At 71.8% G+C, this 23,034-nt stretch carries 20 protein-coding genes; 11 read left to right on the forward strand and 9 right to left on the reverse strand.

The features are described 5' to 3' along the window. Positions 1-98 precede the first annotated feature (98 nt). Positions 99-1,034: a LysR family transcriptional regulator gene (locus tag ABZX65_RS11635; protein WP_355336898.1), complete on the forward strand. Its 936-nt coding sequence runs from the start codon at positions 99-101 to the stop codon at positions 1,032-1,034. Between the two features lie 379 nt (positions 1,035-1,413). Here the strand turns inward: ABZX65_RS11635 and ABZX65_RS11640 are convergent, their stop codons facing one another. Beyond that, complete coding sequence (locus ABZX65_RS11640; protein ID WP_355336899.1) at positions 1,414-2,199, reverse strand: alpha/beta hydrolase; 786 nt, start codon at positions 2,197-2,199, stop codon at positions 1,414-1,416. Positions 2,200-2,299: 100 nt separating this feature from the next. On the opposite strand from ABZX65_RS11640, the gene ABZX65_RS11645 reads away from it, so the two are divergent. Both ABZX65_RS11645 and ABZX65_RS11650 read left to right on the forward strand, forming a co-directional pair. After that, positions 2,300-3,469 (forward strand): adenosine deaminase, encoded by a 1,170-nt coding sequence (locus tag ABZX65_RS11645; RefSeq protein WP_355336900.1) that lies wholly within the window; start codon positions 2,300-2,302, stop codon positions 3,467-3,469. Positions 3,470-3,561: 92 nt separating this feature from the next. Beyond that, positions 3,562-3,918 carry an ATP-binding protein gene (locus ABZX65_RS11650; RefSeq protein ID WP_355336901.1) on the forward strand — a complete coding sequence of 119 codons (357 nt, stop codon included), beginning with the start codon at positions 3,562-3,564 and terminating at the stop codon, positions 3,916-3,918. A 117-nt stretch (positions 3,919-4,035) separates the two neighbouring features. On the opposite strand, the gene ABZX65_RS11655 is transcribed toward ABZX65_RS11650, so the two are convergent. The 4 genes from ABZX65_RS11655 to ABZX65_RS11670 form a co-directional block, all read right to left on the reverse strand. Beyond that, positions 4,036-4,524 carry a VanZ family protein gene (locus ABZX65_RS11655; protein ID WP_355336902.1) on the reverse strand — a complete coding sequence of 163 codons (489 nt, stop codon included), beginning with the start codon at positions 4,522-4,524 and terminating at the stop codon, positions 4,036-4,038. A gap of 45 nt (positions 4,525-4,569) precedes the next feature. After that, a complete protein-coding gene (locus ABZX65_RS11660) occupies positions 4,570-5,169 on the reverse strand; it encodes a hypothetical protein (RefSeq protein WP_355336903.1) in 600 nt (199 codons plus the stop codon). A gap of 116 nt (positions 5,170-5,285) precedes the next feature. Then, entirely contained in the window at positions 5,286-6,815 is a 1,530-nt protein-coding gene (locus ABZX65_RS11665; protein WP_355337212.1) for a HAMP domain-containing sensor histidine kinase, read from the reverse strand. Positions 6,816-7,018: 203 nt separating this feature from the next. Beyond that, positions 7,019-7,696 carry a response regulator transcription factor gene (locus ABZX65_RS11670; protein ID WP_188279231.1) on the reverse strand — a complete coding sequence of 226 codons (678 nt, stop codon included), beginning with the start codon at positions 7,694-7,696 and terminating at the stop codon, positions 7,019-7,021. Between the two features lie 284 nt (positions 7,697-7,980). Here ABZX65_RS11670 and ABZX65_RS11675 point away from each other — a divergent pair, with 284 nt between their 5' ends. Beyond that, on the forward strand, positions 7,981-8,808 hold the full coding sequence (locus ABZX65_RS11675) for a SigE family RNA polymerase sigma factor (protein ID WP_355336904.1): 828 nt from the start codon (positions 7,981-7,983) through the stop codon (positions 8,806-8,808). A 224-nt stretch (positions 8,809-9,032) separates the two neighbouring features. Here ABZX65_RS11675 and ABZX65_RS11680 read toward each other — a convergent pair whose 3' ends face one another. Further along, the gene (locus ABZX65_RS11680; RefSeq protein WP_355336905.1) at positions 9,033-9,686 is read right to left on the reverse strand and encodes an ATP-binding protein; all 654 of its coding nucleotides are present in this window, start codon (positions 9,684-9,686) and stop codon (positions 9,033-9,035) included. Between the two features lie 106 nt (positions 9,687-9,792). Here ABZX65_RS11680 and ABZX65_RS11685 point away from each other — a divergent pair, with 106 nt between their 5' ends. After that, positions 9,793-10,173, forward strand: coding sequence for a hypothetical protein (locus tag ABZX65_RS11685; protein WP_355336906.1), 381 nt, complete (start codon positions 9,793-9,795; stop codon positions 10,171-10,173). 175 nt (positions 10,174-10,348) lie between these two features. Here ABZX65_RS11685 and ABZX65_RS11690 read toward each other — a convergent pair whose 3' ends face one another. Genes ABZX65_RS11690 through deoC form a run of 3 tightly spaced genes read right to left on the reverse strand, consistent with a single transcriptional unit; the run spans position 10,349 to position 13,687 of the window. Further along, positions 10,349-11,224 carry an aldehyde dehydrogenase family protein gene (locus tag ABZX65_RS11690; protein ID WP_355336907.1) on the reverse strand — a complete coding sequence of 292 codons (876 nt, stop codon included), beginning with the start codon at positions 11,222-11,224 and terminating at the stop codon, positions 10,349-10,351. Continuing rightward, positions 11,217-12,737 carry an aldehyde dehydrogenase family protein gene (locus tag ABZX65_RS11695; RefSeq protein WP_355336908.1) on the reverse strand — a complete coding sequence of 507 codons (1,521 nt, stop codon included), beginning with the start codon at positions 12,735-12,737 and terminating at the stop codon, positions 11,217-11,219. The genes ABZX65_RS11690 and ABZX65_RS11695 overlap by 8 nt, the downstream gene beginning before the upstream one ends. 5 nt (positions 12,738-12,742) lie before the next feature. Continuing rightward, complete coding sequence (gene deoC / locus ABZX65_RS11700) at positions 12,743-13,687, reverse strand: deoxyribose-phosphate aldolase (RefSeq protein ID WP_355336909.1); 945 nt, start codon at positions 13,685-13,687, stop codon at positions 12,743-12,745. Positions 13,688-14,472: 785 nt separating this feature from the next. Here deoC and ABZX65_RS11705 point away from each other — a divergent pair. The 6 genes from ABZX65_RS11705 to ABZX65_RS11730 all read left to right on the forward strand — a co-directional run bounded on the left by ABZX65_RS11705 (position 14,473) and on the right by ABZX65_RS11730 (position 22,862). After that, positions 14,473-15,168, forward strand: a complete 696-nt coding sequence (locus ABZX65_RS11705; RefSeq protein ID WP_355336910.1) for a PH domain-containing protein — start codon at positions 14,473-14,475, stop codon at positions 15,166-15,168. A 286-nt stretch (positions 15,169-15,454) separates the two neighbouring features. Then, complete coding sequence (locus ABZX65_RS11710) at positions 15,455-15,841, forward strand: hypothetical protein (protein ID WP_355336911.1); 387 nt, start codon at positions 15,455-15,457, stop codon at positions 15,839-15,841. Between the two features lie 266 nt (positions 15,842-16,107). Beyond that, positions 16,108-17,136 carry a phosphate ABC transporter permease subunit PstC gene (gene pstC / locus ABZX65_RS11715; protein WP_355337214.1) on the forward strand — a complete coding sequence of 343 codons (1,029 nt, stop codon included), beginning with the start codon at positions 16,108-16,110 and terminating at the stop codon, positions 17,134-17,136. Between the two features lie 122 nt (positions 17,137-17,258). Continuing rightward, positions 17,259-18,662 (forward strand): phosphate ABC transporter permease PstA, encoded by a 1,404-nt coding sequence (gene pstA, locus ABZX65_RS11720; RefSeq protein ID WP_355336912.1) that lies wholly within the window; start codon positions 17,259-17,261, stop codon positions 18,660-18,662. Continuing rightward, positions 18,659-20,422, forward strand: coding sequence for a phosphate ABC transporter substrate-binding protein PstS (locus tag ABZX65_RS11725; RefSeq protein ID WP_355336913.1), 1,764 nt, complete (start codon positions 18,659-18,661; stop codon positions 20,420-20,422). Before pstA ends, ABZX65_RS11725 begins: the two co-directional genes overlap by 4 nt. Then, positions 20,409-22,862 carry a hypothetical protein gene (locus tag ABZX65_RS11730; protein ID WP_355336914.1) on the forward strand — a complete coding sequence of 818 codons (2,454 nt, stop codon included), beginning with the start codon at positions 20,409-20,411 and terminating at the stop codon, positions 22,860-22,862. The genes ABZX65_RS11725 and ABZX65_RS11730 overlap by 14 nt, the downstream gene beginning before the upstream one ends. Positions 22,863-23,034 lie beyond the last annotated feature (172 nt).

A 23,034-nucleotide genomic window follows, 5' to 3' on the forward strand; every position in this document is an offset into this window, starting at 1 on the left:
GTCACGACCGTAGGGGCGTCCACATTTATGCGTCCAATGCACAGATCGTGCATGATTGATGCACTGGTGCATGAGCGCAGGTGGAGGGGGCATATACGGTGGCCGACACAGCCGGTACGGGGCCGGACCCGGAGTCCTGGGGCGCGCTGCTGGCACCGCGCCTCGCGCAGTTCGCGGCCGTGGCGCGGCACGAGCATGTGACGCGCGCCGCCCAGGAGTTGGGCATGCCGCAGTCGACGCTCAGCCGCGCGCTGGCCCGCCTCGAAGCCGATCTCGGTGTCGCCCTCTTCGCCCGCCACGGCCGCGCCGTCCGCCTCACCCGCGCCGGGGTCACCTTCCGCGCCGCCGCCGAGCGGGCGCTCGCCGAGGTGGAACGGTCCGCCGAGTCCGTACGCCTCGACGCCGATCCCGACAGCGGGCGGGTCGCCTTCGGGTTCCTCCACACGCTCGGGCCCGAGACCGTCCCCTCCCTCCTGCGCGCCTTCCGCGCCGAGTATCCGCGCGTCCGCTTCCAGCTCGTGCAGACGTACGGCGAGGCCATGCTGGAGCGCCTGCGGCTGGGCGAACTCGACCTCTGCCTGACGTCCCCGCCGCCGGACGAGGCGGGTCTCGTCGTCCGCAAACTCGACGAGCAGCGGCTGCGGCTCGTCGTCCCGGCCGGGCACCGGCTGGCCGGCCGCAAGCGCGTGCGGCTCGCCGAGGCCGCCGCCGAGGCGTTCGTCACGCTCGAACCGGGCTACGGGCTGCGGCGCATCACCGACGCCTTGTGCGCCGAGGCCGGGTTCACGCCGAGGGTCGCCTTCGAGGGCGAGGAGGCCGAGACGCTTCGGGGGCTGGTCGCCGCCGGGCTCGGCGTCGCCGTCCTTCCCCCGCCGGCCGTGCCCCGGCCCGGCGTCGTCGAACTCGACCTCACCGGGCGACGTGCCGTCCGCGAGATCGGTCTCGCCTGGCTCGACGGCGCCCCGGCCCCGCCCCCGGTCGCCGCTTTCCGTGCTTTCCTGCTCGCCCAGACGGGCACCCTTCTGCCGGCCTGAGCCGGTCTCCTGCGGAGGGCGAAGCCCGTCGTCTTTGGGGCGCGGCCCCTGTACGGTTCCTTGGCGTGGGACGCCAGCCCATGTTTTTAGGGGCGCGGGGAACTGCGCGCTCAGCCACGACGGCGGCGCGGGTAAAAAACCGCCCCAGTGGGGCAGACGCTGTGTGTTTCGCGACCACCGGCCGGTGGTGGGCTGGCCGCGCAGTTCCCCGCGCCCCTACGGGGCACTCACCTCCGTCCGCGCGGCGCAGTTCCCCGCGCCCCTACGGGGCACTCACCTCCGTCCGCGCGGCGCAGTTCCCCGAGCCCCTACGGGGCACGTACCTCCGCCAGGCGCGGGAACAGGGGCCTCGCCCCTGAGGGGGCCGTAAGGGGGCGGGTCAGACGCGGAGGGACTTGCCGAAGCCGGAGGCCAGGGGCATGCGGAGGCCGAGAGGCGGCGGAGCCGCGAGGGCGTCGGCGATGGGCCGGGCGTGGGGCCGGTCGAGAAGCGAGCCGAGGACGAAATCGGAGGTGAGGGCGAAGACCTCGCTGCGGTGCTGGTGGAGGCCGTGACCGTCGGAGTGCACCTCGAAGCGGCAGGTGTCGCGGTTGACGTTCTTGAGGCGTTCGGCGAAGCCGTAGGAGATGTCGGGCGCGGTGGACTCGTCCTCGGTGCCGTGGACGAGCAGCACGCGCCGCCCGATGAGCTGCTTGACCGGCTCGGGCTCGGCACCGCGCGGCAGCCACGGAGAGAGCGCGACGACGGAGGTCACGGCGGGATGACCGGCGGCGTGGAGGGCGGCCCGCGCGCCCATGTCCATGCCGACGAGGCAGACGGGCACGTCACCGTAGCGCCGTACGGCCTCGCCGACCGCCCACTCGGCGTCCTCCGCCGGATGCGCGTGCCCGCCGTTCCAGCCGCGGAAGCGGTAGTGCACGACGTGCGCGGCCACCCCGTCGGCGGCCCCTTCGCGGACGAGATGGCGGGCCAGCGGCCACATGACGGCCGCCGCCACCGGGGAGCGGCGCCGGGTGCTCAGCGCGTCACCGCCGGGCAGGGCGAGCACGACGGCGCGCACCGTGGCGCCGGTATCGTGTTCGCGCTGCCTCGGCGCGGGCACCAGCCCGGACGGCACCGGGCGGCCCAGTCGTGCGCCACGCGCCGGTAATGCTTGGGAAGCCATGGCGCAACGATGGCAGACGCAGGGGTGTGCACTGTATGGCCGGGCGGAAAATTGTTGGGCGCAGCGCGATATCTACGCGCGTAGGGGCTATCGTTTGAGCATGCAGAACCCCAAACCGAGCACTCCCACCCCGGAACAGATCCGCCGCGCCCCCAAGGCGCTGCTCCACGACCACCTCGACGGCGGACTGCGCCCCGGCACGATCGTGGACATCGCGCGCGCGACCGGTTACGACGCGCTGCCCGAGACCGATCCGGACAAGCTCGGCGCGTGGTTCCGCGAGGCCGCCGACTCCGGTTCGCTGGAGCGGTATCTGGAGACGTTCGCGCACACCTGCGCCGTGATGCAGACGCGGGACGCGCTGGTACGGGTCGCCGCCGAGTGCGCGCAGGACCTGGCGGCCGACGGCGTGGTCTACGCCGAGATCCGGTACGCGCCCGAGCAGCACCTGGAGCGCGGCCTGACCCTCGAAGAGGTCGTCGAGGCGGTCAACGAGGGCTTCAGGGAAGGCGAGCGCCGGGCGCGCGAGGACGGCCACCGCATTCGCGTCGGCGCGCTGCTGACCGCGATGCGGCACGCCGCCCGCTCCCAGGAGATCGCCGAACTGGCCAACCGCTACCGGGACCTGGGCGTCGTCGGCTTCGACATCGCGGGCGCCGAGGCCGGTTACCCGCCCACCCGGCACCTGGACGCCTTCGAGTACCTGAAGCGCGAGAACAACCACTTCACGATCCACGCGGGCGAGGCGTTCGGCCTGCCGTCCATCTGGCAGGCGCTCCAGTGGTGCGGCGCCGACCGGCTCGGGCACGGCGTGCGGATCATCGACGACATCTCCTCCGACGGGCGCGGCGACCAGGTCAAGCTCGGCCGCCTGGCGTCGTACGTGCGCGACAAGCGCGTGCCGCTGGAGATGTGCCCCACCTCCAACCTCCAGACCGGCGCGGCCAGCTCGTACGCCGAGCACCCGATCGGTCTGCTGCGGCGGCTGCACTTCCGGGTCACCGTGAACACCGACAACCGGCTGATGTCCGGCACCAGCATGAGTCAGGAGTTCGAGCACCTCGTGGAGGCGTTCGACTACACCCTCGATGACATGCAGTGGTTTACCGTCAATGCGATGAAATCAGCGTTCATCCCTTTCGATGAACGTCTGGCCATGATCAATGAGGTGATCAAGCCGGGGTACGCGGAGCTGAAGGCCGAGTGGCTGTTCCGGCAGTCGGCCGCCGCACCGACCCTGGCCAGCGATTCCGTGCCCGACGAGGGCTGACGGAACACCTTCACGGCGCGGCCGGCCCGAGGGGTGACGGCCGCGCCACGCCGTTTGCACGGCCGGTCAACATCTGACTACGTTCCGAAGTCATGCAGACCCGTACCCAGAAGACCCTCGCCACCACCGTGCTCGGCCTCGCCTTCGCCGCCGCCGCGGCGGGCACCGCCTCCGCGGCCTCCCTCCCGGCCCTGCCGATCACCGACCAGGCCGGTTCGCTGCTCGGCCACGCCGGTTCGCCCACCGTGCTCGACGGGACTCCGGTCGGCACCGCCGCCAAGCTCCTGCCCGGCGCCGCCGACAGCGCCAACGGCGCGCAGCAGGCGCTGACCAACGGCACCTCCGCGCTCCCCGGCAACCCGGGCAAGCTGCTGCCCTCCGGCAACCAGGTCAGCCCGGCGAACGGCCTCCTCGGCGGCCTCCCGGTCGGCGGCCTCACCGGCAAGTAGGCCGCGGACACGTCGGCGCGTCTCCACGTACGCACGTCGGCACGGAGCAAGCAGGCAGGCACCGGCCGGAGTACGTACCGCCTCCGCGCGTACCGCCTCGGTACGTCGGCCGACCGGTCAGACCCCCACGGGCCGCGCCCCCGCCGAGCGATCCTCGGCAGGGGGCGCGGCCCGCTTGCGTGCCTCGCGCCTGCGCAGCGCGCGCCGCGCGGGCGGCACCACCAGGAGGTGCGCCAGCGCCACGCCCGCCGTGTTGAGCAGCAGCGCGTCCACGTCGAAGAGCTGGCCCGGCACCATCGTCTGAAGGAACTCCAGGGTCAGCGACACCATCAGCGAGGCGAAGACCGTCCGCGCGAAGGACGCGAAGCCCGAGGTGCGGACCCGGCCGCCGGCCATCGGCAGCAGCACGCCCAGCGGCGCGAGCAGCCCCAGGCCCTCGGCGATCCGCCGGGCCGCCTCGCCCGCGCTCATCGCCAGGTCGGCGCGGATCGTGCCGAACGGCCGCAGATTCGGCGCGGGCACCCACGCCACGTAATGCGGACGCAGCAGCAGCCAGGCGACGAAAGCGAGGTACGCGGCGGTGAGCAGCAGCCCGGCCGCGCGCACCCTGAAACTGGAGCCTTCGTGCCGCACGCCCTCCAAGACGCGGCTTCACCCCACCGCGGTTCCCGCGCTGTCCGCGGCGTCCGGGCGGGTCCGCAGGTCGGGCGTGCAGGCGTAGCGGCGCGGCTTGCTGTCGGGGTCGTCGCCGCCGAGCACCACACCGCCGTCGCCGGTGACCGACGGGTCGTCGACGAGCGTGCAGACGATCTGCGCGAGCGCGAACGACGGCAGCTCGTCCACCGGCTGGTTCAGCCGCAGCGCGTTCTCGGGATCGCCCTTGAACGGCCCCAGGATCTCCAGGCTGCCCGGCACCTCGGTGGAGAAACCGGCCTGCGCCTCGGCCGACAGCGGGCTGCGCTGCAACTGCGCGACCAGCTCCCTGACCTGCGTCAGCCGGTCGATCCTGCCCGGCCGCAGCGTCACATTCCGCTTGACCGGCGTGGTCTGCATGCTGCACACCAGATACACCTGGCGTACGACGGTGTCCGTCTCCGGCGCCTTGCCGTCGCGCGGCACCGCGCACGACACCCGTGACGGCGCGGGCCCCGCGTCCACCGGGACCGTGGTCGACCGGATGCCGCAGCCGCCGATCAGCGGCAGCGCGGCGAGCAGGACGACGGCCAGCACCTTGTGTGGCGCATGTCTCATCCGGCCGAGGCTCATCGGGCGGCGTCTCATCGAGCGGTGGTTCATCAGGCCGTATCTCGTCGGGCCGTATCTCGTCGGGCGGTGTCTCGTCGGGCGGTATTTCGTCGGGCGGTGTCTCATCGCGCGTCACCGCCGGGCCCCTGCGACGTGCCCGTGGCGCCCGAGCCGTTCGCGCCCCCGTCGCCGTCCACGTCGTCCTCGTCCTCGTCGGTGCGCGGCCTGACCGGCAGCCGCAGCGTGAAGACCGCGCCGCCGTCCGGGGAGTTGGCCGCCGTGATGTCGCCGCCGTGGATGTGCGCGTTCTCCATCGCGATCGACAGGCCGAGACCGCTGCCCTCGGAGCGGGCGCGCGAGGCGTCCGCCTTGTAGAAGCGGTCGAAGACATGCGGGAGTACGTCCTCGGGGATGCCGGGGCCGTGGTCGGAGACCGCGATGACGACGTCGCCGTCCGCGCCCCCCTCCCTGCGCAGGCTGACCCGGACCGGGGAACCGCCGTGCTTGAGCGCGTTCCCGATCAGATTCGCCATGATCACATCCAGCCGTCGCGGGTCCAGGGTGGCCAGCAGGCCGCGCGGCGCGTCCAGTTCGACCGAGTCGACCCACGCCCTGGCGTCCATGCAGGCCATCACCATGTCCGCGACGTCGACCTCGTCGACCCGCAGCTTCGCGGTGCCCGCGTCGAAGCGGGTGACCTCCATCAACGTCTCCACCAACTCGTTCAGCCGCCGCGTCTCGCTGACCACCAGCCGTACCGCCGGGGCGATCATCGGGTCCAGCGCCTCCGCCTCGTCCTCCAGCACATCGGTGACCGCCGTGATGGCCGTCAGCGGGGTGCGCAACTCGTGCGACATGTCGGCCACGAAGCGGCGGCTGGCCGCCTCCCGCGCGCTCAACTCCTCGACGCGGCTCTCCAGCGCCTCGGCCGCGCTGTTGAACGTCCGTGACATCTCGGCGAGTTCGTCGGTGCCCGACACCTTCAGCCGGGTGTCCAGGTGGCCTTCGCCGAGCCGCTGCGCCGCCTCACCGAGCCGCCGCACCGGACGCAGGACGGTCGAGCCCGCCGCCTGGGCGAGCAGCGCGGCGCCCACCAGAGCGAGCAGGGTCGCGATCCCCAGCGACCAGGCGAGGGAGTTGAGGTCCTTGCGCTCCGCGTCCAGCGACTTGAGCATGTAGCCGGTCGCGCCGTCGTCGTTGATCCGCGCGCCCGCTACCAGATACGGGCGGCCCTGCAACGAGATGCGCATCCACCGCAGGTGGTAGCGGTTGTGGTCCTTGGCGTCCGGGGTGTTGACCGCCCGCTGCAACTGCGCGGGCACGTCGTCCAGCGTGAACACGTCCCGGTTGGAGGGCGCGGCGCACGGCGCGTTGTCCCGCGTCGTGTCGATCAGCACCACCTGGTATGTGTCGGGTCCGCCGATCCGGCCCGCCGCGGTGTTCAGCGACTCGCAGGTCGGTGAGACCGGCAGCGAGGCCGCGTTGCGCTGCAAGGAGTCACGGAAGTCGTTCAGCGCGCTGTTCTGCGCGCGGGTCAGCACCGCGTCGCGGTTGAGCCAGTACGCGATGCCGGAGACGGAGACGGCGGCCGTGAGCGCGACGGCCGCGAAGACCGCGACCAGGCGCAGCCGCAGACTCGTCCAACGCACCATGCCGGGCGACCAGTTCCAGCCCCGGTCGCGTTCCTGGCCGGTGGCGGAGCCGGTGCCGGTGCCGGTGGCGGTGCCGTCGGAACCGCCGTCGTCCGAAGGGCCGTTGTCGGTCGGGCCGCTCTCGGAGGGGTCGTCGTGCCGATCCTGCCGGTCGTGCCGTTCCTGCCCGCCGTGCCCGCCGTGCCCGTCGCCGAACCGCGATGTCACTGGGGCGTGTCCAGGCGGTAGCCCACGCCTCTGACCGTACGGATCAGGGTCGGTGACGACGGCACGTCCTCGATCTTGGCGCGCAGCCGCTGCACACACGCGTCGACGAGACGCGAGTCACCGAGGTAGTCGTGCTCCCACACCAGACGCAGCAACTGCTGCCGGGACAGCGCCTGTCCCGGCCTGCGGCTCAGTTCGAGCAGCAGGCGCAGCTCGGTCGGCGTGAGCTGAAGGTCCTCGCCGTCCTTCGTCACCGTCATGGCACTGCGGTCGATGACGATCGCGCCGAAGGCCGCGGAGTCGGTGCTGTCCCGCTCGCCGCGCCGCAGCACCGCCCGGATGCGGGCGTCGAGCACCCGCGGCTGCACCGGCTTGATCACGTAGTCGTCGGCCCCGGACTCCAGCCCCACCACCACGTCGATGTCGTCGCTGCGCGCGGTGAGCAGGATGATCGGGAGCTGGTCGGTACGGCGGATGCGCCGGCACACCTCGAACCCGTCGATCCCCGGCAGCATCACGTCCAGCACGATCAGGTCGGGGCGCTGCTCCTTGAGCAGCTTCAGGCCGTCCTCGCCCGTCGCAGCGGCCACCACGCGGTGACCCTGACGGGACAGGCCGAGTTCGAGGCCCGTACGGATGGCGTCGTCATCCTCGATAAGCAACAGGAAAGGCACGCCGGTCATTGTTGCCTAACGACGGCGTCCGCATGAAGTGCGGGGACCTTCCGCCCTGACATGACCCTGTCCGCGTGACCTGCTCGTGACCTGCTGACCGGCGGTGCCGCACCCGGGCCGACCGGCCGGTCACGCGGCGCGCGGCCTCTGTGACGGGCCTGTGACACTCGGCGGACAGCGTCATGAAACTGGCCCGGCAGTCTGTTGTCACATCGGAAGAGCGCACGCCGTACCGGATGCGACGCCGAAGACCACGCATCAGGTTCCAACGACGGGGGCGGGACATGAACACACTGCACATCACCACCGACACCGCGGTTCATGCGACGCACACGCACTCGGCGCACTCCACGGGGACCTGCGCCGTCCGCACCACGGAGAAGTCCGGCGCCGCGAACGGACGGGGGTACGTCCGCGGCGCCGGACGCGGCACCTCGTACCCGACGAGCGCCCGGCACCGCCCGCCGTTCATGGCGGCGGTCGACAGCGGCGCCGAGCACCAGGCGAAGCCCGTACCGTCCGCGACCACCGCCGACCAGCCGTCCGGCACCTTCGACGGCGCCGCCGCCCGCACCCCGGCGCGGGCCGAGGCCGAAGCGGCCTTCACCGCCTACGTCCAGGAGCGCCGCGCGTCGCTCTACGCGACCGCGTACCACCTCACCGGGGACCGCTTCGCGGCCGAGGACCTGCTCCAGAGCGCCCTGTTCTCCACCTACCGGGCCTGGGACCGGATCAGCGACAAGGCGGCCGTCGGCGGCTACCTGCGGCGCACCATGACCAATCTGCACATCAGCGCCTGGCGGCGGCGCAAGCTCAGCGAGTACCCGACGGAGGAGCTGCCCGAGACGGTCGGCGACACCGACGAGATGGGCGGCACCGAACTGCGCGCCGTCCTGTGGCAGGCGCTCGCCCGGCTGCCCGAGCAGCAGCGCACCATGCTCGTGCTCCGCTACTACGAGGGCCGCACCGACCCCGAGATCGCCGACATCCTCGGGATCAGCGTCGGCACCGTCAAGAGCAGCATCTGGCGCTCCCTGCGCCGCATGCGCGACGACGAGGCCCTGAGCTTCGGCCGCGACGAGGAGGACGCCTTCGGCGAACTGGTCGCCTGAGGGCCGTCCGAGGCCCAGCTCAAGGCCAAGGATTTCCACACGCCGGTACGGGGGCCGGTCGGGGGGACACGGGGGAGCAGGGGGGAAACGGGGGGTACCGGGGGGTACGGGGGAGCAGGGTCGGACGGCCAGGGGAATGCCGTCCGGCCCTGTCGTACGTCCGCTGCCGTACAGCTCTACGGCTTTACAGCTCTACAGCTCTACGGCTTTATAGCGCTACGGCGTCACGCCTCGGCCGGGACGCGGGGCAGCGGGGGCGCGGGGGTGACGGCCGCGGCGATACGTTCCAGCGCCTCGTCACGGCCGCAGGGGTGGCAGCCGAGAGCGGTCTGACGGGCCACGATCGCGCGTTCCGCGCGCATGAGGTTCCAGCCCCTGCGGACCAGGAACGGCACCGACTTCCGCGCCTCGCGCAGATCCCGTACGAAACGCCGACGCGCCGTCGTCGTCGGGCGTCCGCGCAGGCACAGCGCGTCCGCGAGCAGCCCCAGCTCCCGGCAGCGCCCGGCGATCTCGGCGGCGAAGATGCCTTCGGCGACGAAGACGGGCGCTCCGCCGAGGTCGAGGCGGGTACGGCCGGTGACCGAACTCGTCGCGATGTCGTAGACCGGGGTGTCGGCGGCGCCGTCCGCGCAGAGCGCGGCCACGGCCGCGAGCGCCGCGTCCGCGTTCCACGAACCCGGGGCGTCCCAGTCGGTGCCCGCGCCGCTGGGCAGGGCGGGCAGCGTCGGGTCGTCGCACGCCTTGTAGAAGTCGTCGAGGGCCAGCACCGGCAGTCCGGCACGGGTGGCGAGGGACGATTTGCCGGACCCCGAGGGGCCGGTCAGCAGGATCACACGGGAGCGAAGCGACACCGGGGATGAACTCACGGAGAACAATTGTCCCGTATCCCCGGCCGGGGGACGACCCGCCGTAGGACAACTACCCTGCGCGGTCATTGCGTTACGCTGCGCCAGGAAGACTCCCGTCGACAGGAACCGGTCCATGCCCTCGCTCCGTACCGCCCTCGCCCTGACCCTCACCGCCGCCGCGGCCGCCGTCGTCGTACCGGCCGGTGTCGCCGCCGCCGATCCCCTCGCGGCGGCCCAGAGCGCCACCGACGCCCTCCCGACGTCCGACGTCACCTCCGCGCTCCCCACCCAGTACGTCACCGGCGCACTCGGTGCGGGCGTCGCCCCCGTCCGCGACCTCACGATCGATCCGTTGAGCAACACCGGTGTCGACCCGCTCGACAACGCCGTCGGCTCCCAGGTCGCCGATTTCCACCCCGTCTCCACCTCCGCCGTGACCGCTCCGATCACCAACGGGGGCTCCCTCGGCACGCTTCCCCTGGTGGGGCCTGTCACGGGACTCCTCCCGCACTGAGCGGTTCCTTTGCCGGGGACGGCAGGCCGATTTTTCAGGGGCGCGGGGAACTGCGCGGCCCGCCCCCACCGGCCGGTGGTCCGGAGACCACCGATCTGCCCCTCTGGGGCGGGTGGTGACGTGCACGCACGTCGTGGCTTGTCGCGCAGTTCCTCGCGCCCCTACGGGGGACCCGTCAGGCGCCGATGGGGTGCCAGACGGTTTTGGTCTCGAGCCACGCGGTGAGGCGGGGGAGACCGGGGTCCGTCCCCCAGTCCTCCGGCGCCGGACGGCGCACCCGCTTCAAGTTGTCGGCCGCGCCCCGCTCCAACTCGGCGGCGAGGTCCGCGTCGGCGCCGGTGAGGTCGAGGCCGTTGACGTCCTGGTGGGCGGCGAGGGGCGCGGCGATCTCGGAGGTGCGGCCGGAGAGGATGTTGACGACGCCGCCCGGCACGTCGGAGGTGGCGAGGACTTCGCCGAGGGAGAGCGCGGGCAGCGGCGAGCGCTCGGAGGCGACGACCACGGCGGTGTTGCCCGTGGCGATCACCGGGGCGAGGACCGAGACGAGGCCGAGGAAGGACGAGTCCTGGGGAGCCAGGACGGCGACCACACCGGTCGGCTCGGGCGTCGAGAGGTTGAAGTAAGGACCGGCCACCTGGTTGGCGCCCCCTACCACCTGGGCGATCTTGTCGGTCCAGCCCGCGTACCAGACCCAGCGGTCGACGGCGGCGTCGACGGCGGCCCCGGCCTTCGTCTTGGAGAGCCCCTCGGCCTCCGCGACCTCGCGGACGAACTGCTCGCGCCGCCCCTCCAGCATCTCCGCGACGCGGTACAGCACCTGCCCGCGGTTGTACGCGGTCGCGCCCGACCAGCCGGACACGGCCTTGCGGGCGGCGACCACCGCGTCCCGCGCGTCCTTGCGGGACGCCTGCGGCGCGTTGGCCAGCCAGGCGCCGCCCTTGGAGTCCGTCACCTCGTACACCCGACCGCTCTCACTGCGGGGGAACTTGCCCCCGACGTACAGCTTGTAGGTCTTGAACACGCTCAGCCGAGCGTCGCGGACGTCAGACATCGAGGTACCCCTCCAGGCCGTGCCGACCGCCCTCGCGGCCGTAACCGGACTCCTTGTAGCCGCCGAAGGGGGAGGCCGGATCGAACTTGTTGAACGTATTCGCCCACACCACACCGGCCCGGAGCTTGTTCGCCATCGACAGGATGCGCGAGCCCTTCTCGGTCCAGATGCCCGCGGACAGGCCGTACGGGGTGTTGTTGGCCTTCTCGACCGCCTCGGCCGGGGTGCGGAAGGTCAGCACCGACAGGACCGGGCCGAAGATCTCCTCGCGGGCGATGCGGTGCGCCTGGGTGACGCCGGTGAACAGCGTCGGGGCGAACCAGTAACCGGCGTCGGGCAGTTCGCACGCCGGGGCCCAGCGCTCGGCGCCCTCCTCCTCACCGGCCTGCGCCAGCGCGGTGATCCGGGCCAACTGCTCGGCCGAGTTGATCGCGCCGATGTCGGTGTTCTTGTCCAGCGGGTCGCCGACCCGCAGCGTCGCCATCCGCCGCTTGAGCGCGTCGAGCACCTCGTCCTGCACCGACTCCTGGACCAGCAGCCGGGAGCCCGCGCAGCAGACATGGCCCTGGTTGAAGAAGATGCCGTTGACGATGCCCTCGACGGCCTGGTCGACCGGGGCGTCGTCGAAGACGATGTTCGCCGCCTTGCCGCCCAACTCCAGCGTGACCTTCTTGTCCGTGCCCGCGACCGTACGGGCGATGGCCTTGCCGACCCCGGTGGAGCCGGTGAAGGCGACCTTGTCCACGCCCTCGTGCGCGACCAGGGCCGCGCCCGCGTCCCCGTACCCCGTCAGGATGTTGACGACACCGCGCGGGAGGCCCGCCTGGCGGCAGACGTCGGCGAAGAACAGCGCGGACAGCGGGGTGGTCTCGGCGGGCTTGAGCACCACCGTGTTGCCCGCGGCCAGCGCCGGGGCGATCTTCCAGGCCAGCATCAGCAGCGGGAAGTTCCACGGGATGACCTGGCCGGCCACGCCGAGCGGGCGCGGGTCGGGGCCGTAGCCCGCGTACGCCAGCTTGTCGGCCCAGCCCGCGTAGTAGAAGAAGTGCGCGGCGACCAGCGGGAGGTCGACGTCGCGGGTCTCGCGGATCGGCTTGCCGTTGTCCAGCGACTCCAGCACCGCCAGTTCGCGGGAGCGCTCCTGGATGATGCGGGCGATCCTGAAGAGGTACTTGCCGCGCTCGGCGCCCGGCAGCGCGGACCACTTCTCGAACGCCTTGCGGGCCGCCTTCACCGCGCGGTCCACGTCCGCCTCGCCCGCGCGCGCGACCTCGGCGAGGACTTCCTCGCTGGACGGCGAGACGGACTTGAAGACGGTGCCGTCGGCGGCGGCGGTGAACTCGCCGTCGATGAACAGGCCGTAGGAAGGCGCGATGTCGACGACGGACCGCGACTCGGGCGCGGGCGCGTACGCGAATTTCTGGCCGGGTCGCTGGCCGGGATTCCGGCCGGGCCGCACGCCGGGCTGGCCGGTGCTCTGGCCGGTGCTCTGGTCGGTGCTCTGGTCGGTCATGGTTTTCAGTCCACCGTCACGTAATCGGGACCGGAGTACCGGCCGGTGCTGAGCTTTTGACGCTGCATCAGCAGATCGTTGAGCAGGCTGGAGGCGCCGAAGCGGAACCAGTCGGGGGACAGCCAGTCGTCGCCGAGCGTCTCGTTGACCATCACCAGGTACTTCACGGCGTCCTTGGAGGTCCTGATGCCGCCCGCGGGCTTCACTCCGACCTGTACGCCGACGGCCGCGCGGAAGTCGCGGACCGCTTCCAGCATGAGCAGGGTGTTCGCGGGGGTCGCGTTGACCGCGACCTTGCCGGTCGAGGTCTTGATGAAGTCCGCGCCCGCCAGCATCGCCAGCCAGGAGCAGCGGCGGATGTTGTCGTACGTCGCCAGCTCGCCGTTCTCGAAGATCACCTTCAGGTGGGCGGCGCTCTCGCCGTCGGGGCGGGCGCACGCCTCCTTGACGGCGCGGATCTCCTCGAAGACGTCCATGTAGCGGCCGGACAGGAACGCGCCGCGGTCGATCACCATGTCGATCTCGTCCGCGCCGGCCGCGACCGCGTCGGCGGTGTCGGCCAGCTTCACGTCGCGCGCTACCCGGCCGGCCGGGAAGGCCGTCGCCACCGAGGCGACGTGCACGCCGGAGTCGCCCAGGGCCTCTTTGGCCGTCGCCACCATGTCGGGGTACACGCAGATCGCCGCGACCTTCGGGGTCGTGCGGTCGGTCGGGTCAGGACGCACGCCCTTCGCGCACAGCGCCCGGACCTTGCCGTGCGTGTCCGCGCCCTCCAGCGTCGTCAGGTCGATCATCGAGATCGCCAGGTCGATGGCGTACGCCTTCGCCGTCGTCTTGATCGACCGTGTGCCGAGCGACGCCGCCCGTCCTTCCAGGCCCACCGCGTCCACCCCCGGCAGTCCGTGCAGGAAGCGGCGCAGGGCGCTGTCCGAAGCGGTCACATCCGACATCGTCGCCGTACGGCGCGCGGCATCGGGATCATAGGCGGGGACTACCGGCGTAGGCGGCGGCGAAGACATGGTCACCACCTCAGCATATCTACGCGCGTAGCAACCCGCCACCCCCCTCCGGGCGAGGGTTCCCCCACCCTCGACGGCCCCCGATCTCCCGGGGCTCCCCTCTGAACCCTTCTCCGCCTTGGGCGGCGGGGCGATCTTTTGGGGGGCGCGGGGCTGTGTCCGATCTGCGGCTGCCGCCGCGTGGGCGCTCCGCTTAGGTCGCCAGCGGCCCCCGGCGGGGCACCCCGGTTGTTTCCCGGCTACCGGCCGGTGGGGGTTGCGCGCGCGGTTCCCCGCGCCCCTGGCGGGGCGGGCCCGCTTTCGCATGGGGGGCGGGCCGGTCTTTTTGGGGGCGCGGGGAACTGCGCGGCCAGCCACGGCGCTCCCGCAGGTCACGACCGGCCCCGGCGGGGCACCCCGGTTGTTCCCGACCACCGGCCAGTGGTGGGTTGCTCGCGCAGTTCCCCGCGCGCCTGGCGGGGCGGGCCCCTTTCGCATGGGCGGCGGGCCGATCTTTTTGGGGGGCGCGGGGGACTGTGCGGTCAGTTGGAGCGCTCCCGCAGGTCGCCACCGGTCCCGGCGGGGCAGCCCGGTTGTTTTCCGGTCACCGGCCGGTGGTGGGTTGCTCGCGCGGTTCCCCGCGCGAGCGGCGGGAAGTGCGGGTTTGGGGGAAAGATGCGGGAACGCAACAGGGCTGGGGCCGAGGGCGGCGGCTCGGTGGGGCAGAATCGGGGATTATGACGAGCCACCACAACCGCCCGGCCGCGCAGGCCACCACGCCCGACCCGGCAGGCGGGACACCGCAGTACCCCGACCGGGTCTACCGCTCGGTGGCCGGACTGTGCGCCGGTGTGCTGCTGCTGGTGCTCGCGCTGTGGCTGGGCGGCGACGCCGTGGTGCACGGCAAGGGACACGCGCCGTGGCTGGCGCTGGCCTCACTGCTGCTGGCGATCCCGCTGATCGTGGCGTTCACCTTGCGGCCCGCCGTCTACGCGGGCGAGCAGCGGCTCAAGGTCCGCAACCCGTTCAGGACGATCTCGGTGGCGTGGGCCGGCGTCGAGTCGCTGCGCGCGTCGTTCTCGAACGAGCTGTTCGCGGGCGGCAAGAAGTACCAGATCTGGGCGATCCCGGTCTCGCTGCGCGCGCGCAAGCGCGCGACCAAGCAGCAGATGCGCGCCAAGGCGGCGGGCGACGACCCCTTCGGCGCGCCCCCGCGCCGCAAGCCGCGCCCCGGCCTCCCGGTCGACGACGACGGCGCCTACCGTTCGCCCTCCGACCAGGCCATCCACGAACTGCGCGAGCTCAAGGAGCGGCACGGCGCCGACGACGGCTCCGAGCCCCCGAAGCCCGAGATCCGCTGGGCCTACGAGGTCATCGCCCCGGCCGTCGCCGGCTTCGTCGTCCTCGTCGTCCTCCTCGCCATCGGCGGCTGACCTTTCCCCCGAGGCCCCCCGAGGCCCCCTGAGCCCTGCGGAGGCCCCCGAGGCCCCCGCGCCGCCCTGCGCGCCCTGCGCGCCCTGCGCGCCCTGCGCATGTCACCCCTAGCGACCGTCCGTGAACAAGGGGCAACTTCGCGGTGAAGGATGCCGTGGGCAACCTGTGAGACAACCCTCAATTATCTGAGGCCACATACATTGCCCGTGCCGCACGATCTACCGCGCGTGCGGCCTTCCTCGACGTGGGGCGACAAAGAGGTCATCAGGGGTGGGGTTGCGGCAGATGGCAGGAGAGATCGGTGGGGCCAGTGTGGTGGGGACACGGTGTCAGATCGACATCGACGAGAACGGGTGGCACTCGTGGCGACTGACGGCGAACAACGGCCGGGTGATCGCTCTCGGGGCGAACGCGTATCCGGACGACGCCGCGTGCAGGGCGTCCTTCGAGGGGCTGTGCGAGAGCGCGGAGGGACTGGCGGGCGGAGTACAGCACGCCGCCGAGTCCAATGGATGGATCTGGCGGTTACGGGACAGTGAGGGTCGTGTGCAGGCCGTGTCGGCGCGGGCGTACGAGCGGCACTCGACGTGCCAGGCCGCGTACGACCGGTTCCGTCTGACACTGCTCGGGCTCGGCGCCGCCGAATCCGTGCCCTGGGACGACGCGAGCTGACCGAAGAACCTCAACGGCCACGTTCCGTGCCGCGCCGACGCGCGGCGGGACGTGGCCGCCGTGTTTCCCCGCCCGCCCGGCCGGCCCCCGCGCCCCGCGTCCGCCCCGCGCCCCGACCCGACCCGACCCGCCCGCCGCCCCCCGGCCCGTACGGCTGTACGGCCCACGTGATTCCGTACGGAAACCGAAGTTGCCCCTACGGGTGCTGTCGTTCACATCGGCTTGCGAATGCGGCCATCGCGGACCATGAGCGTCAATGCGTGACGATGCGAACACTGGCGAGAACCGGCGAGCCGGACCAGGGTGACGGGCCCGGAGCCGACAGCGCCCGGCGGCTGCACGCCGACTCGGGGCTGCCCGACCGGGTGTTCAGGGCAGTGGCGCGCGGCGGCGGCAGCCTGGTGCTCGTCGTGATGCTGCTGGTCGGCGGATTCCTGCTGTACCGGGCGTGGCAGGCGCTGCGCAAGGTGGGCGTTCCGGCGTTCCTGACCACCGCCGAATGGGACCCGGACGCCGGGCACTTCGGCATCGCGGCCGTCATCATCGGCACGGTGCTGATCGCGGCGGTCGCCATCGTCATCGCGGTGCCGATGGCGATCGGCACGGCGCTGTACATCTCGGAGTACGCCCCCGCCAGGCTGCGCCGCACGCTGGTCAGCACCGTGGACCTGATGGCCGCCGTGCCGTCGGTGGTCTACGGCCTGTGGGGGCTGTTCTTCCTCCAGGGCAAGGTGATCGGCCTGGCCCGCTGGCTGTCGACGTACTTCGGCTGGATCCCGCTCTTCCACGTGGACGGCGCCGACCCGCACGACCCGCTCGCCACCGCGACCGTCTACACCGCGTCCACCTTCGTCGCCGGAATCGTCGTGGCCATGATGGTCACCCCGATCATCTGCTCGATCATCCGCGAGGTGTTCTCGCAGGCCCCGGTGGGGGAGCGGGAGGGCGCGTACGCGCTGGGCGCGACCCGCTGGGGCATGATCCGCTCGGTCGTCCTGCCGTACGGCATGGGCGGCATGATCGGCGGCACCATGCTCGGCCTGGGCCGCGCGCTCGGCGAGACCATCGGCGTCTACCTGGTCATCTCGCCGATCTTCGTCATCCAGCCGCACATCCTCCAGAGCGGCACCAGCTCCGTCTCGTCGCTGATCGCGCTGCGGTACGGCGAGGCCAGCCCGCTGGGCATGTCCGCGCTGATGGCCGCGGGTCTGGCCCTCTTCCTCATGACGCTGGTGGTCAACTTCGCCGCTTCGTCGATCGTCGCCCGCAGCCGGTCCGGCGCCACCGCCGAGTAGCCGCCCAGTAGCCGAGCCGCTGAGCCGCCGCCCCACCGTCAGCCCGCAGCCGTCAGCCCGCATCCGTCAGCCGCACGCACGCCGTAGGCCGAGCGATCGGCGGAACCAGGAGACCCCCTCGTATGACCACGGACGCACCGGACTCCGTCACCACGGCGCCGGAATCCGCCGGGACCGCCACCGCCGGAGCCGGGACGGGTACGGCCGGGCCGGACACCGTAGAGCTGGACGCCGGCGATCCCACGGCGCCCGCCACCGCCCCGGCGCACCCGGCCACGAAGGCCCCCGGCACCGGCACCGTCATCCCCGGCCCGCCCCCCGCGGCAGCGGAACGCCGGCGCTCCACCTCCACCGTCCGCCAGACCGACCTGCTCGGACTGCTCGGCTCGGCAGCCGCCTCCCTCTCCCTCACCTGGCTGTTCTTCGCCAGGATCGCCCCCTTCAGCGGGGCCCTCGGCTTCGTCGTCTTCTGGTACGCGCTGTTCATCGCGTTGTACGCGCTGCTGGTCTCCTTCGACGAGGACGGCCCGGTGGTGCGCGACAAGATCGCCTCCGCCGTGGTCCACAGCATCGCGGTGCTGCTGCTGGTCGCGCTGCTGTTCGTCGTCGCCTACACGCTGTGGTCCGGCCGCAGGGCGATACCGCACCTGAACTTCTTCACCCGGGACATGTCCGTCACCGGGCCGCTCGACCCGCTGAGCGCGGGCGGCATCAAGCACGCCGTGGTCGGCACGCTGATCGAGATCGGCATCGCCCTGGTCCTCACCGTCCCGGCGGGACTGCTGTGCGCGGTGTTCCTCAACGAAGTGCCCGGACGCTACGCGCGTTTCGTCCGTACGGTCGTCGAGGCGATGACCGCGCTGCCGTCGATCGTGGCCGGTCTGTTCATCTACGCCACCGTGATCCTCGCGCTGAACGTCCCCAAGTCGGGCTTCGCGGCGTCGCTGGCCATCTCCGTGATGATGCTGCCGATCATCATCCGCGCCTCCGACGTGGTGATCCGCCTGGTGCCCGGCACCCTGCGCGAGGCGTCGTACGCGCTGGGGTCGCCGCGCTGGCGGACCGTATGGCATGTGGTGCTGCCCACCGCCCGGTCGGGGCTGACCACCGCGGTCATCCTCGGCACCGCCCGCGGCATCGGCGAGACCTCTCCCGTCCTGCTGACGGCGGGCTTCGGCGCGAGCACCAACTACGACCCCTCGCAGAACCCGATGGTGTCGCTGCCGCTCGCGACCTTCGAGTTCGTGAAGTCCCCCCAACCCACCATGATCGCGCGCGGGTTCGGCGCGGCGTCGGTGCTGCTGGTGCTCGTCCTGGTGCTCTTCGCGCTCGCCCGGGTCCTCGGCGGGCGCGACGCGGGCCAGTTGAGCAGGCGCGGCACCCACCGCAGGGTCGTCGCCTCCCGCCGGGACACGCGCCGCTTCACCGAGCGCGCCGCGGCGCGCGACGGCTACTCGTCGGCGTCGGCCGCCCCGGCCTTCCGCACGACAACAATCCAACCTGCACAGGGAGTTGACGGATCGTGAAGAGGATCGGCTGGACGGGCCTCAGGGCGGCGAGGGCGGCGAGGGCGGCAGCGGGGGCGATGGCCGCGCTGCTGGTCTCGCTGCTGTTCCTCGGCCAGGCACCGCCGGCCAAGGCCGACTCGTACGCGAGGATCAGCGGCGCCGGCTCGACCTGGAGCCAGAACGCCGTCGACCAGTGGCGGGCGAGCGTCAAGAAGTACGGGATGACCGTCGACTACACGGGCAGCGGCTCGTCCGACGGCCGCCAGCAGTTCACCAACGGCACCGTCGACTTCGCCGTGTCCGAAATCCCTTACGGCATGACCGAGTTCGGGGTGCGTGAACCTCCGCCCAAGCGCGGCTACGCGTACATGCCGATCGTCGCGGGCGGCACGGCCTTCATGTACAACCTGAAGATCGGCGGCAAGCGGGTCACCAATCTGCGGCTGAGCGGCGGCACGGTCGCCAAGATCTTCACCGGCCGGATCACCAACTGGTCCGACCGGCAGATCGCCGCCGACAACCCCGGCCTCACCCTCCCGGCCCGCAAGATCATCCCGGTGGTGCGCTCCGACGGCTCGGGCACCACCGCCCAGTTCACGCTGTGGATGTCCAAGCAGCAGGGCGCGGTGTGGAACGACTACTGCAAGCGCGCCAACAAGCCCACCCCGTGCGGCCTGACGTCGTACTACCCGGTGATCCCCGGCTCCGGCTTCATCGCCCAGTCCGGCTCGCTCGGCGTGTCCGGCTACACCCGGCAGAACTACGCCGAGGGCGCCATCACCTACGTCGAGTACTCCTACGCGGTCACCACCGGCTTCCCGGTCGCCAAGGTGCTCAACGCCAAGGGCTACTACACCGAGCCCACCGCCTCCAACGTCGCCGTGGCGCTGACCCAGGCGCAGATCAACCAGGACGAGAACTCCTCGCAGTATCTGACGCAGATCCTCGACAAGGTCTACGCGTACCAGGACGCGCGGACGTATCCGCTGTCCAGCTACAGCTACATGATCCTGCCGACCTCGCTGGACTCGCCGCTGACCGAGGACAAGGGCAGAACGCTCGGCGCGTTCGGCTACTACTTCCTGTGCCAAGGCCAGTCGCAGGCACAGCCGTTGGGCTTCTCGCCGCTGCCGAAGAACCTCGTGCAGGCCGGATTCGACCAGCTCAAACGCGTCCCCGGTGTGCAGGCCCAGACCATCAATCTGGCGGGCTGCCACAATCCGACCTTCTCCAGCGACGGCACCAACACCCTGGCCAAGAACGCGCCGTTCCCCAAGGCGTGCGACCGGCAGGGCACGCAGCAGTGCTCCGACGGCACGGGCGGCGCGTCCAGGCAGCCCACCTCGGTCAAGCCGCAGGCCAACGCCGCCTCCGGCGGCGGCTCCAACGGCGGCAACTCCGGTGGGAGCAAGGGCGGTTCCGGCGGTACGGGCGGCGGCTCGTCCGGCACCACGGCGGGCGCGAGCGGCGGTACGGGCACCACGTCCGGCGGCACCACGGCCGGTACGAGCGGCGCCACCACCGGCGGTACGACCGCCGCGGGCGGCACCGGCCAGAGCGTCGACCCCGACACCGGACTGCCCGCGGGCGACTCCGGTGGCACCGGCGGCAACCAGGACATCGTCGCCTCCAGCGTCGGCGTCGGCAACGAGACCTTCTGGGGCATGCGGACCTGGCTCATGGGGCTCTCCGCCCTGGCGCTGCTGCTGGTCGTCCTCGCCCCGCCCACCCTCGCCAGGCGGCTGACCAGGAACGGGAGGCGTGATGGCCGCGCGTAACCACCCCGGAGCCGCCCGAGGCCGCGTCCTGTCGGTCCGCCTCGGCGCGCTCCTCACCTCGCTGCTCGCCGCCGTCGGCCTGACCCTGCTGCCGCCGTCGGCGGGCGGCGGACAGGCCCACGCGGACACCGGCACGGACACCGGCTCCGCCGTCACCAAGCCCGGCACCAAGGGTCCCTACGACGACTTCTCGCACCTGAGGGTGACGGTCGAGCAGACGAGGAATCTGCGGACGCAGGGACTGAAGGTCTCATGGGCGGGCGGGGTGAAGAGCTCGCCCAACAACGCGGGCAACTACCTCCAGCTCATGCAGTGCTGGGGTGACGCGGCGACCGGCCCGACCCCGGAGCAGTGCGAGTACGGGAACCCGCCGCCGAACACGGGCGTGCTCAACGCCGGGCGGAGCGTGGGCAATCTGGACCCGCTGGAGCCGGCGCAGCACACCGTGCCCTTCACCACGGTGAAGGGCGCCAGCTCGACCGACGTCAACCAGTTCTTCACGCAGTACGCGACCAATGAGCAGGACCTCGCCACGACCGGCGTCGACGGCAGCGGCCAGACGATCTTCCAGGCGGAGGACGCGGACACCTCGCCGATCCTGGGGTGCGGCACGGTGGCGAGGACCGGTCAGGCGCCCGAGCCGTGCTGGCTCGTGGTCGTGCCCCGCGGCACCCACGAACCCGACGGCTCCGAAGCGCCGCCGCCCAACGGACTGATCAGCTCCCCGCTGTCCGCGGGGAACTGGGCCCAACGCATCGTGTTCCGCCTCGACTTCGCCCCGACCGACTCGCCCTGCCCGATCGGCCAGGACGAACAGCCCACCATCGGCTCCGAGATGATCTTCGAGGCGATGAGCTCCTGGGCGCCGACCCTGTGCACCTCGCAGAAGGTCACCTACGGATACGTTCCGCAGCTCGAGGACTTCTCCCGTACGCAGGTCACCAGCCCCGGCACGGGCTCGGCCGGACTCGCCTTCATCGAGAACCCGGTACTGCCCCAGCCGGACGTGGCACCGGTCGTCCACGCGCCCGTCGCGGTCTCCGGACTCGTCATCGGCTACAGCGTCCAGGTCGCCGGATCGTCCCAACAGGTGCCCCGGATACGGCTGAACGCGCGGCTCGTGGCGAAGATGCTCACCGAGTCCTACCAGTGCGACCTGCCGGGCAACGACTTCCCGCGCGGCAGACTTCCGGCGAAGAACCCGTTCGGTATCGAGCGCGACCCCGAATTCGCGCGGCTCAACGCCGGTGTGCCCTACCCCGTGGGCAGTTCCTGCGGATTCGGTATCGGGGTCCCGCAGGGCGCGAGCGATTCGGCGGGGCAGCTGTGGAAATGGCTGCTCTCCGACCCGGACGCGCGCAACTTCCTTTCCGGAAAACCCGACCCGTGGGGCACGGTCATCAATCCGTATTTCCTGGAACTGGCACCGGTCAGCACCCCGCCGTCCGGCTTCGACAAGCCGGACCCGACGGTGTGGGCGCCCGACAGCCGCTTCCCCGACATCCGGCTGACGGCCGTCGGCGTGAACCCGTACGGCAGCGGTCTGAGCGACGACGCCAGGACGGTCCGCAAGGCCAACAACGGCGGCATCACCGGCTTCAACCCCACGTCCACGCCCCCGGCGCTGACGAAGGCCGAGACGCAGCCCGCGGGTTCGAACTTCATCATGGGCCTGACGGACGCGGCCAGCGCCGCCCGCTACCGGCTCGGCACCGCCGAACTCCTCAACGCCGACGGCCAGTTCGTCGCCCCGACGGTCGACTCGATGACCAGGGCGGTGAACGGGATGAAGGCGGGCAAGGCCCCGGGCGTCCTGGACGCGGACCCCTCCGCGAAGACACCGGGCGCCTACCCGCTCACCACCGTCACGTACGCCGCCGCCTCCACCTCGCTGGACGCCGCCGACCGCAAGACCTACGCCGCGCTGATCCGGTACGCGGCGGGCTCCGGCCAGCGACAGGGCATCGGCTTCGGCCTGCTGCCGCTCGGCTACGCACCCCTGACCGCCACCCTGCGCGAACAGGCCCTCACGGCCGCGTCCGCGCTGATCGCCGGTGTGCCGCCGGCCACGGGACCGGGTGACACGTCCTCCAACGGCGGTTCCGGCTCCGGCTCCGGCGGTACGGGAACGACCGGCGGCGGTACGGGCGGCGACGCCGGCCACGGAGCGACCGGCGGGGGACCGGGTCCGGGCGGCGCACCGCCCGCGTCCCCGTCGTCGTCGGCCCCCGCGGCCGGTACGACCAAGGGCTCCACCGGCGGACCCGCCGCCTCGCCCCCCGTCAGCAACGTCGCCCAGACCGGCGGCACCACCCCCCAGGCGATTCTCGGCGCCGTCCGCTGGGTGCTGCTGATCGTCCTCATCGCGGGCATCGCGGGCTCCCTGGCCGGACCCCTGCTGATGCGCGCGGCCGTCGTCCGCGGCAGGAAACCGGTGTGACGGGTACTTGGGCGCCCCTTGGAAGGAAAATAAAAGAGAATTTGGAATACCCGTTGTTCACTTTTGCGGGGCGGTAATTTTGGTTGCCACTTCTTGAGGAGATCGGCAGGATCATTCATGGCCGGACCGACAGGTCAGGTCTTTTGGGGGAATTATCAATTCTCCTTGCGTG

It is taken from the genome of Streptomyces sp. NPDC003300, from assembly GCF_040610915.1.
Lineage (GTDB): Bacteria > Actinomycetota > Actinomycetes > Streptomycetales > Streptomycetaceae > Actinacidiphila.

Bases quoted from the DNA above. Each gene is read 5' to 3' on its own strand.
- ABZX65_RS11705 (WP_355336910.1), top strand. From the start codon at position 14,473: ATGACGAGCCACCACAACCGCCCGGCCGCGCAGGCCACCACGCCCGAC.
- ABZX65_RS11650 (WP_355336901.1), top strand. From the start codon at position 3,562: ATGCAGACCCGTACCCAGAAGACCCTCGCCACCACCGTGCTCGGCCTC.
- deoC (WP_355336909.1), bottom strand. From the start codon at position 13,687: ATGTCGGATGTGACCGCTTCGGACAGCGCCCTGCGCCGCTTCCTGCAC.
- ABZX65_RS11710 (WP_355336911.1), top strand. From the start codon at position 15,455: ATGGCAGGAGAGATCGGTGGGGCCAGTGTGGTGGGGACACGGTGTCAG.
- ABZX65_RS11685 (WP_355336906.1), top strand. From the start codon at position 9,793: ATGCCCTCGCTCCGTACCGCCCTCGCCCTGACCCTCACCGCCGCCGCG.
- ABZX65_RS11665 (WP_355337212.1), bottom strand. From the start codon at position 6,815: ATGGTGCGTTGGACGAGTCTGCGGCTGCGCCTGGTCGCGGTCTTCGCG.
- pstA (WP_355336912.1), top strand. From the start codon at position 17,259: ATGACCACGGACGCACCGGACTCCGTCACCACGGCGCCGGAATCCGCC.
- ABZX65_RS11660 (WP_355336903.1), bottom strand. From the start codon at position 5,169: ATGAGACATGCGCCACACAAGGTGCTGGCCGTCGTCCTGCTCGCCGCG.
- ABZX65_RS11645 (WP_355336900.1), top strand. From the start codon at position 2,300: ATGCAGAACCCCAAACCGAGCACTCCCACCCCGGAACAGATCCGCCGC.
- ABZX65_RS11695 (WP_355336908.1), bottom strand. From the start codon at position 12,737: ATGACCGACCAGAGCACCGACCAGAGCACCGGCCAGAGCACCGGCCAG.
- ABZX65_RS11690 (WP_355336907.1), bottom strand. From the start codon at position 11,224: ATGTCTGACGTCCGCGACGCTCGGCTGAGCGTGTTCAAGACCTACAAG.
- ABZX65_RS11730 (WP_355336914.1), top strand. From the start codon at position 20,409: ATGGCCGCGCGTAACCACCCCGGAGCCGCCCGAGGCCGCGTCCTGTCG.
- pstC (WP_355337214.1), top strand. From the start codon at position 16,108: ATGCGAACACTGGCGAGAACCGGCGAGCCGGACCAGGGTGACGGGCCC.
- ABZX65_RS11675 (WP_355336904.1), top strand. From the start codon at position 7,981: ATGAACACACTGCACATCACCACCGACACCGCGGTTCATGCGACGCAC.
- ABZX65_RS11640 (WP_355336899.1), bottom strand. From the start codon at position 2,199: ATGGCTTCCCAAGCATTACCGGCGCGTGGCGCACGACTGGGCCGCCCG.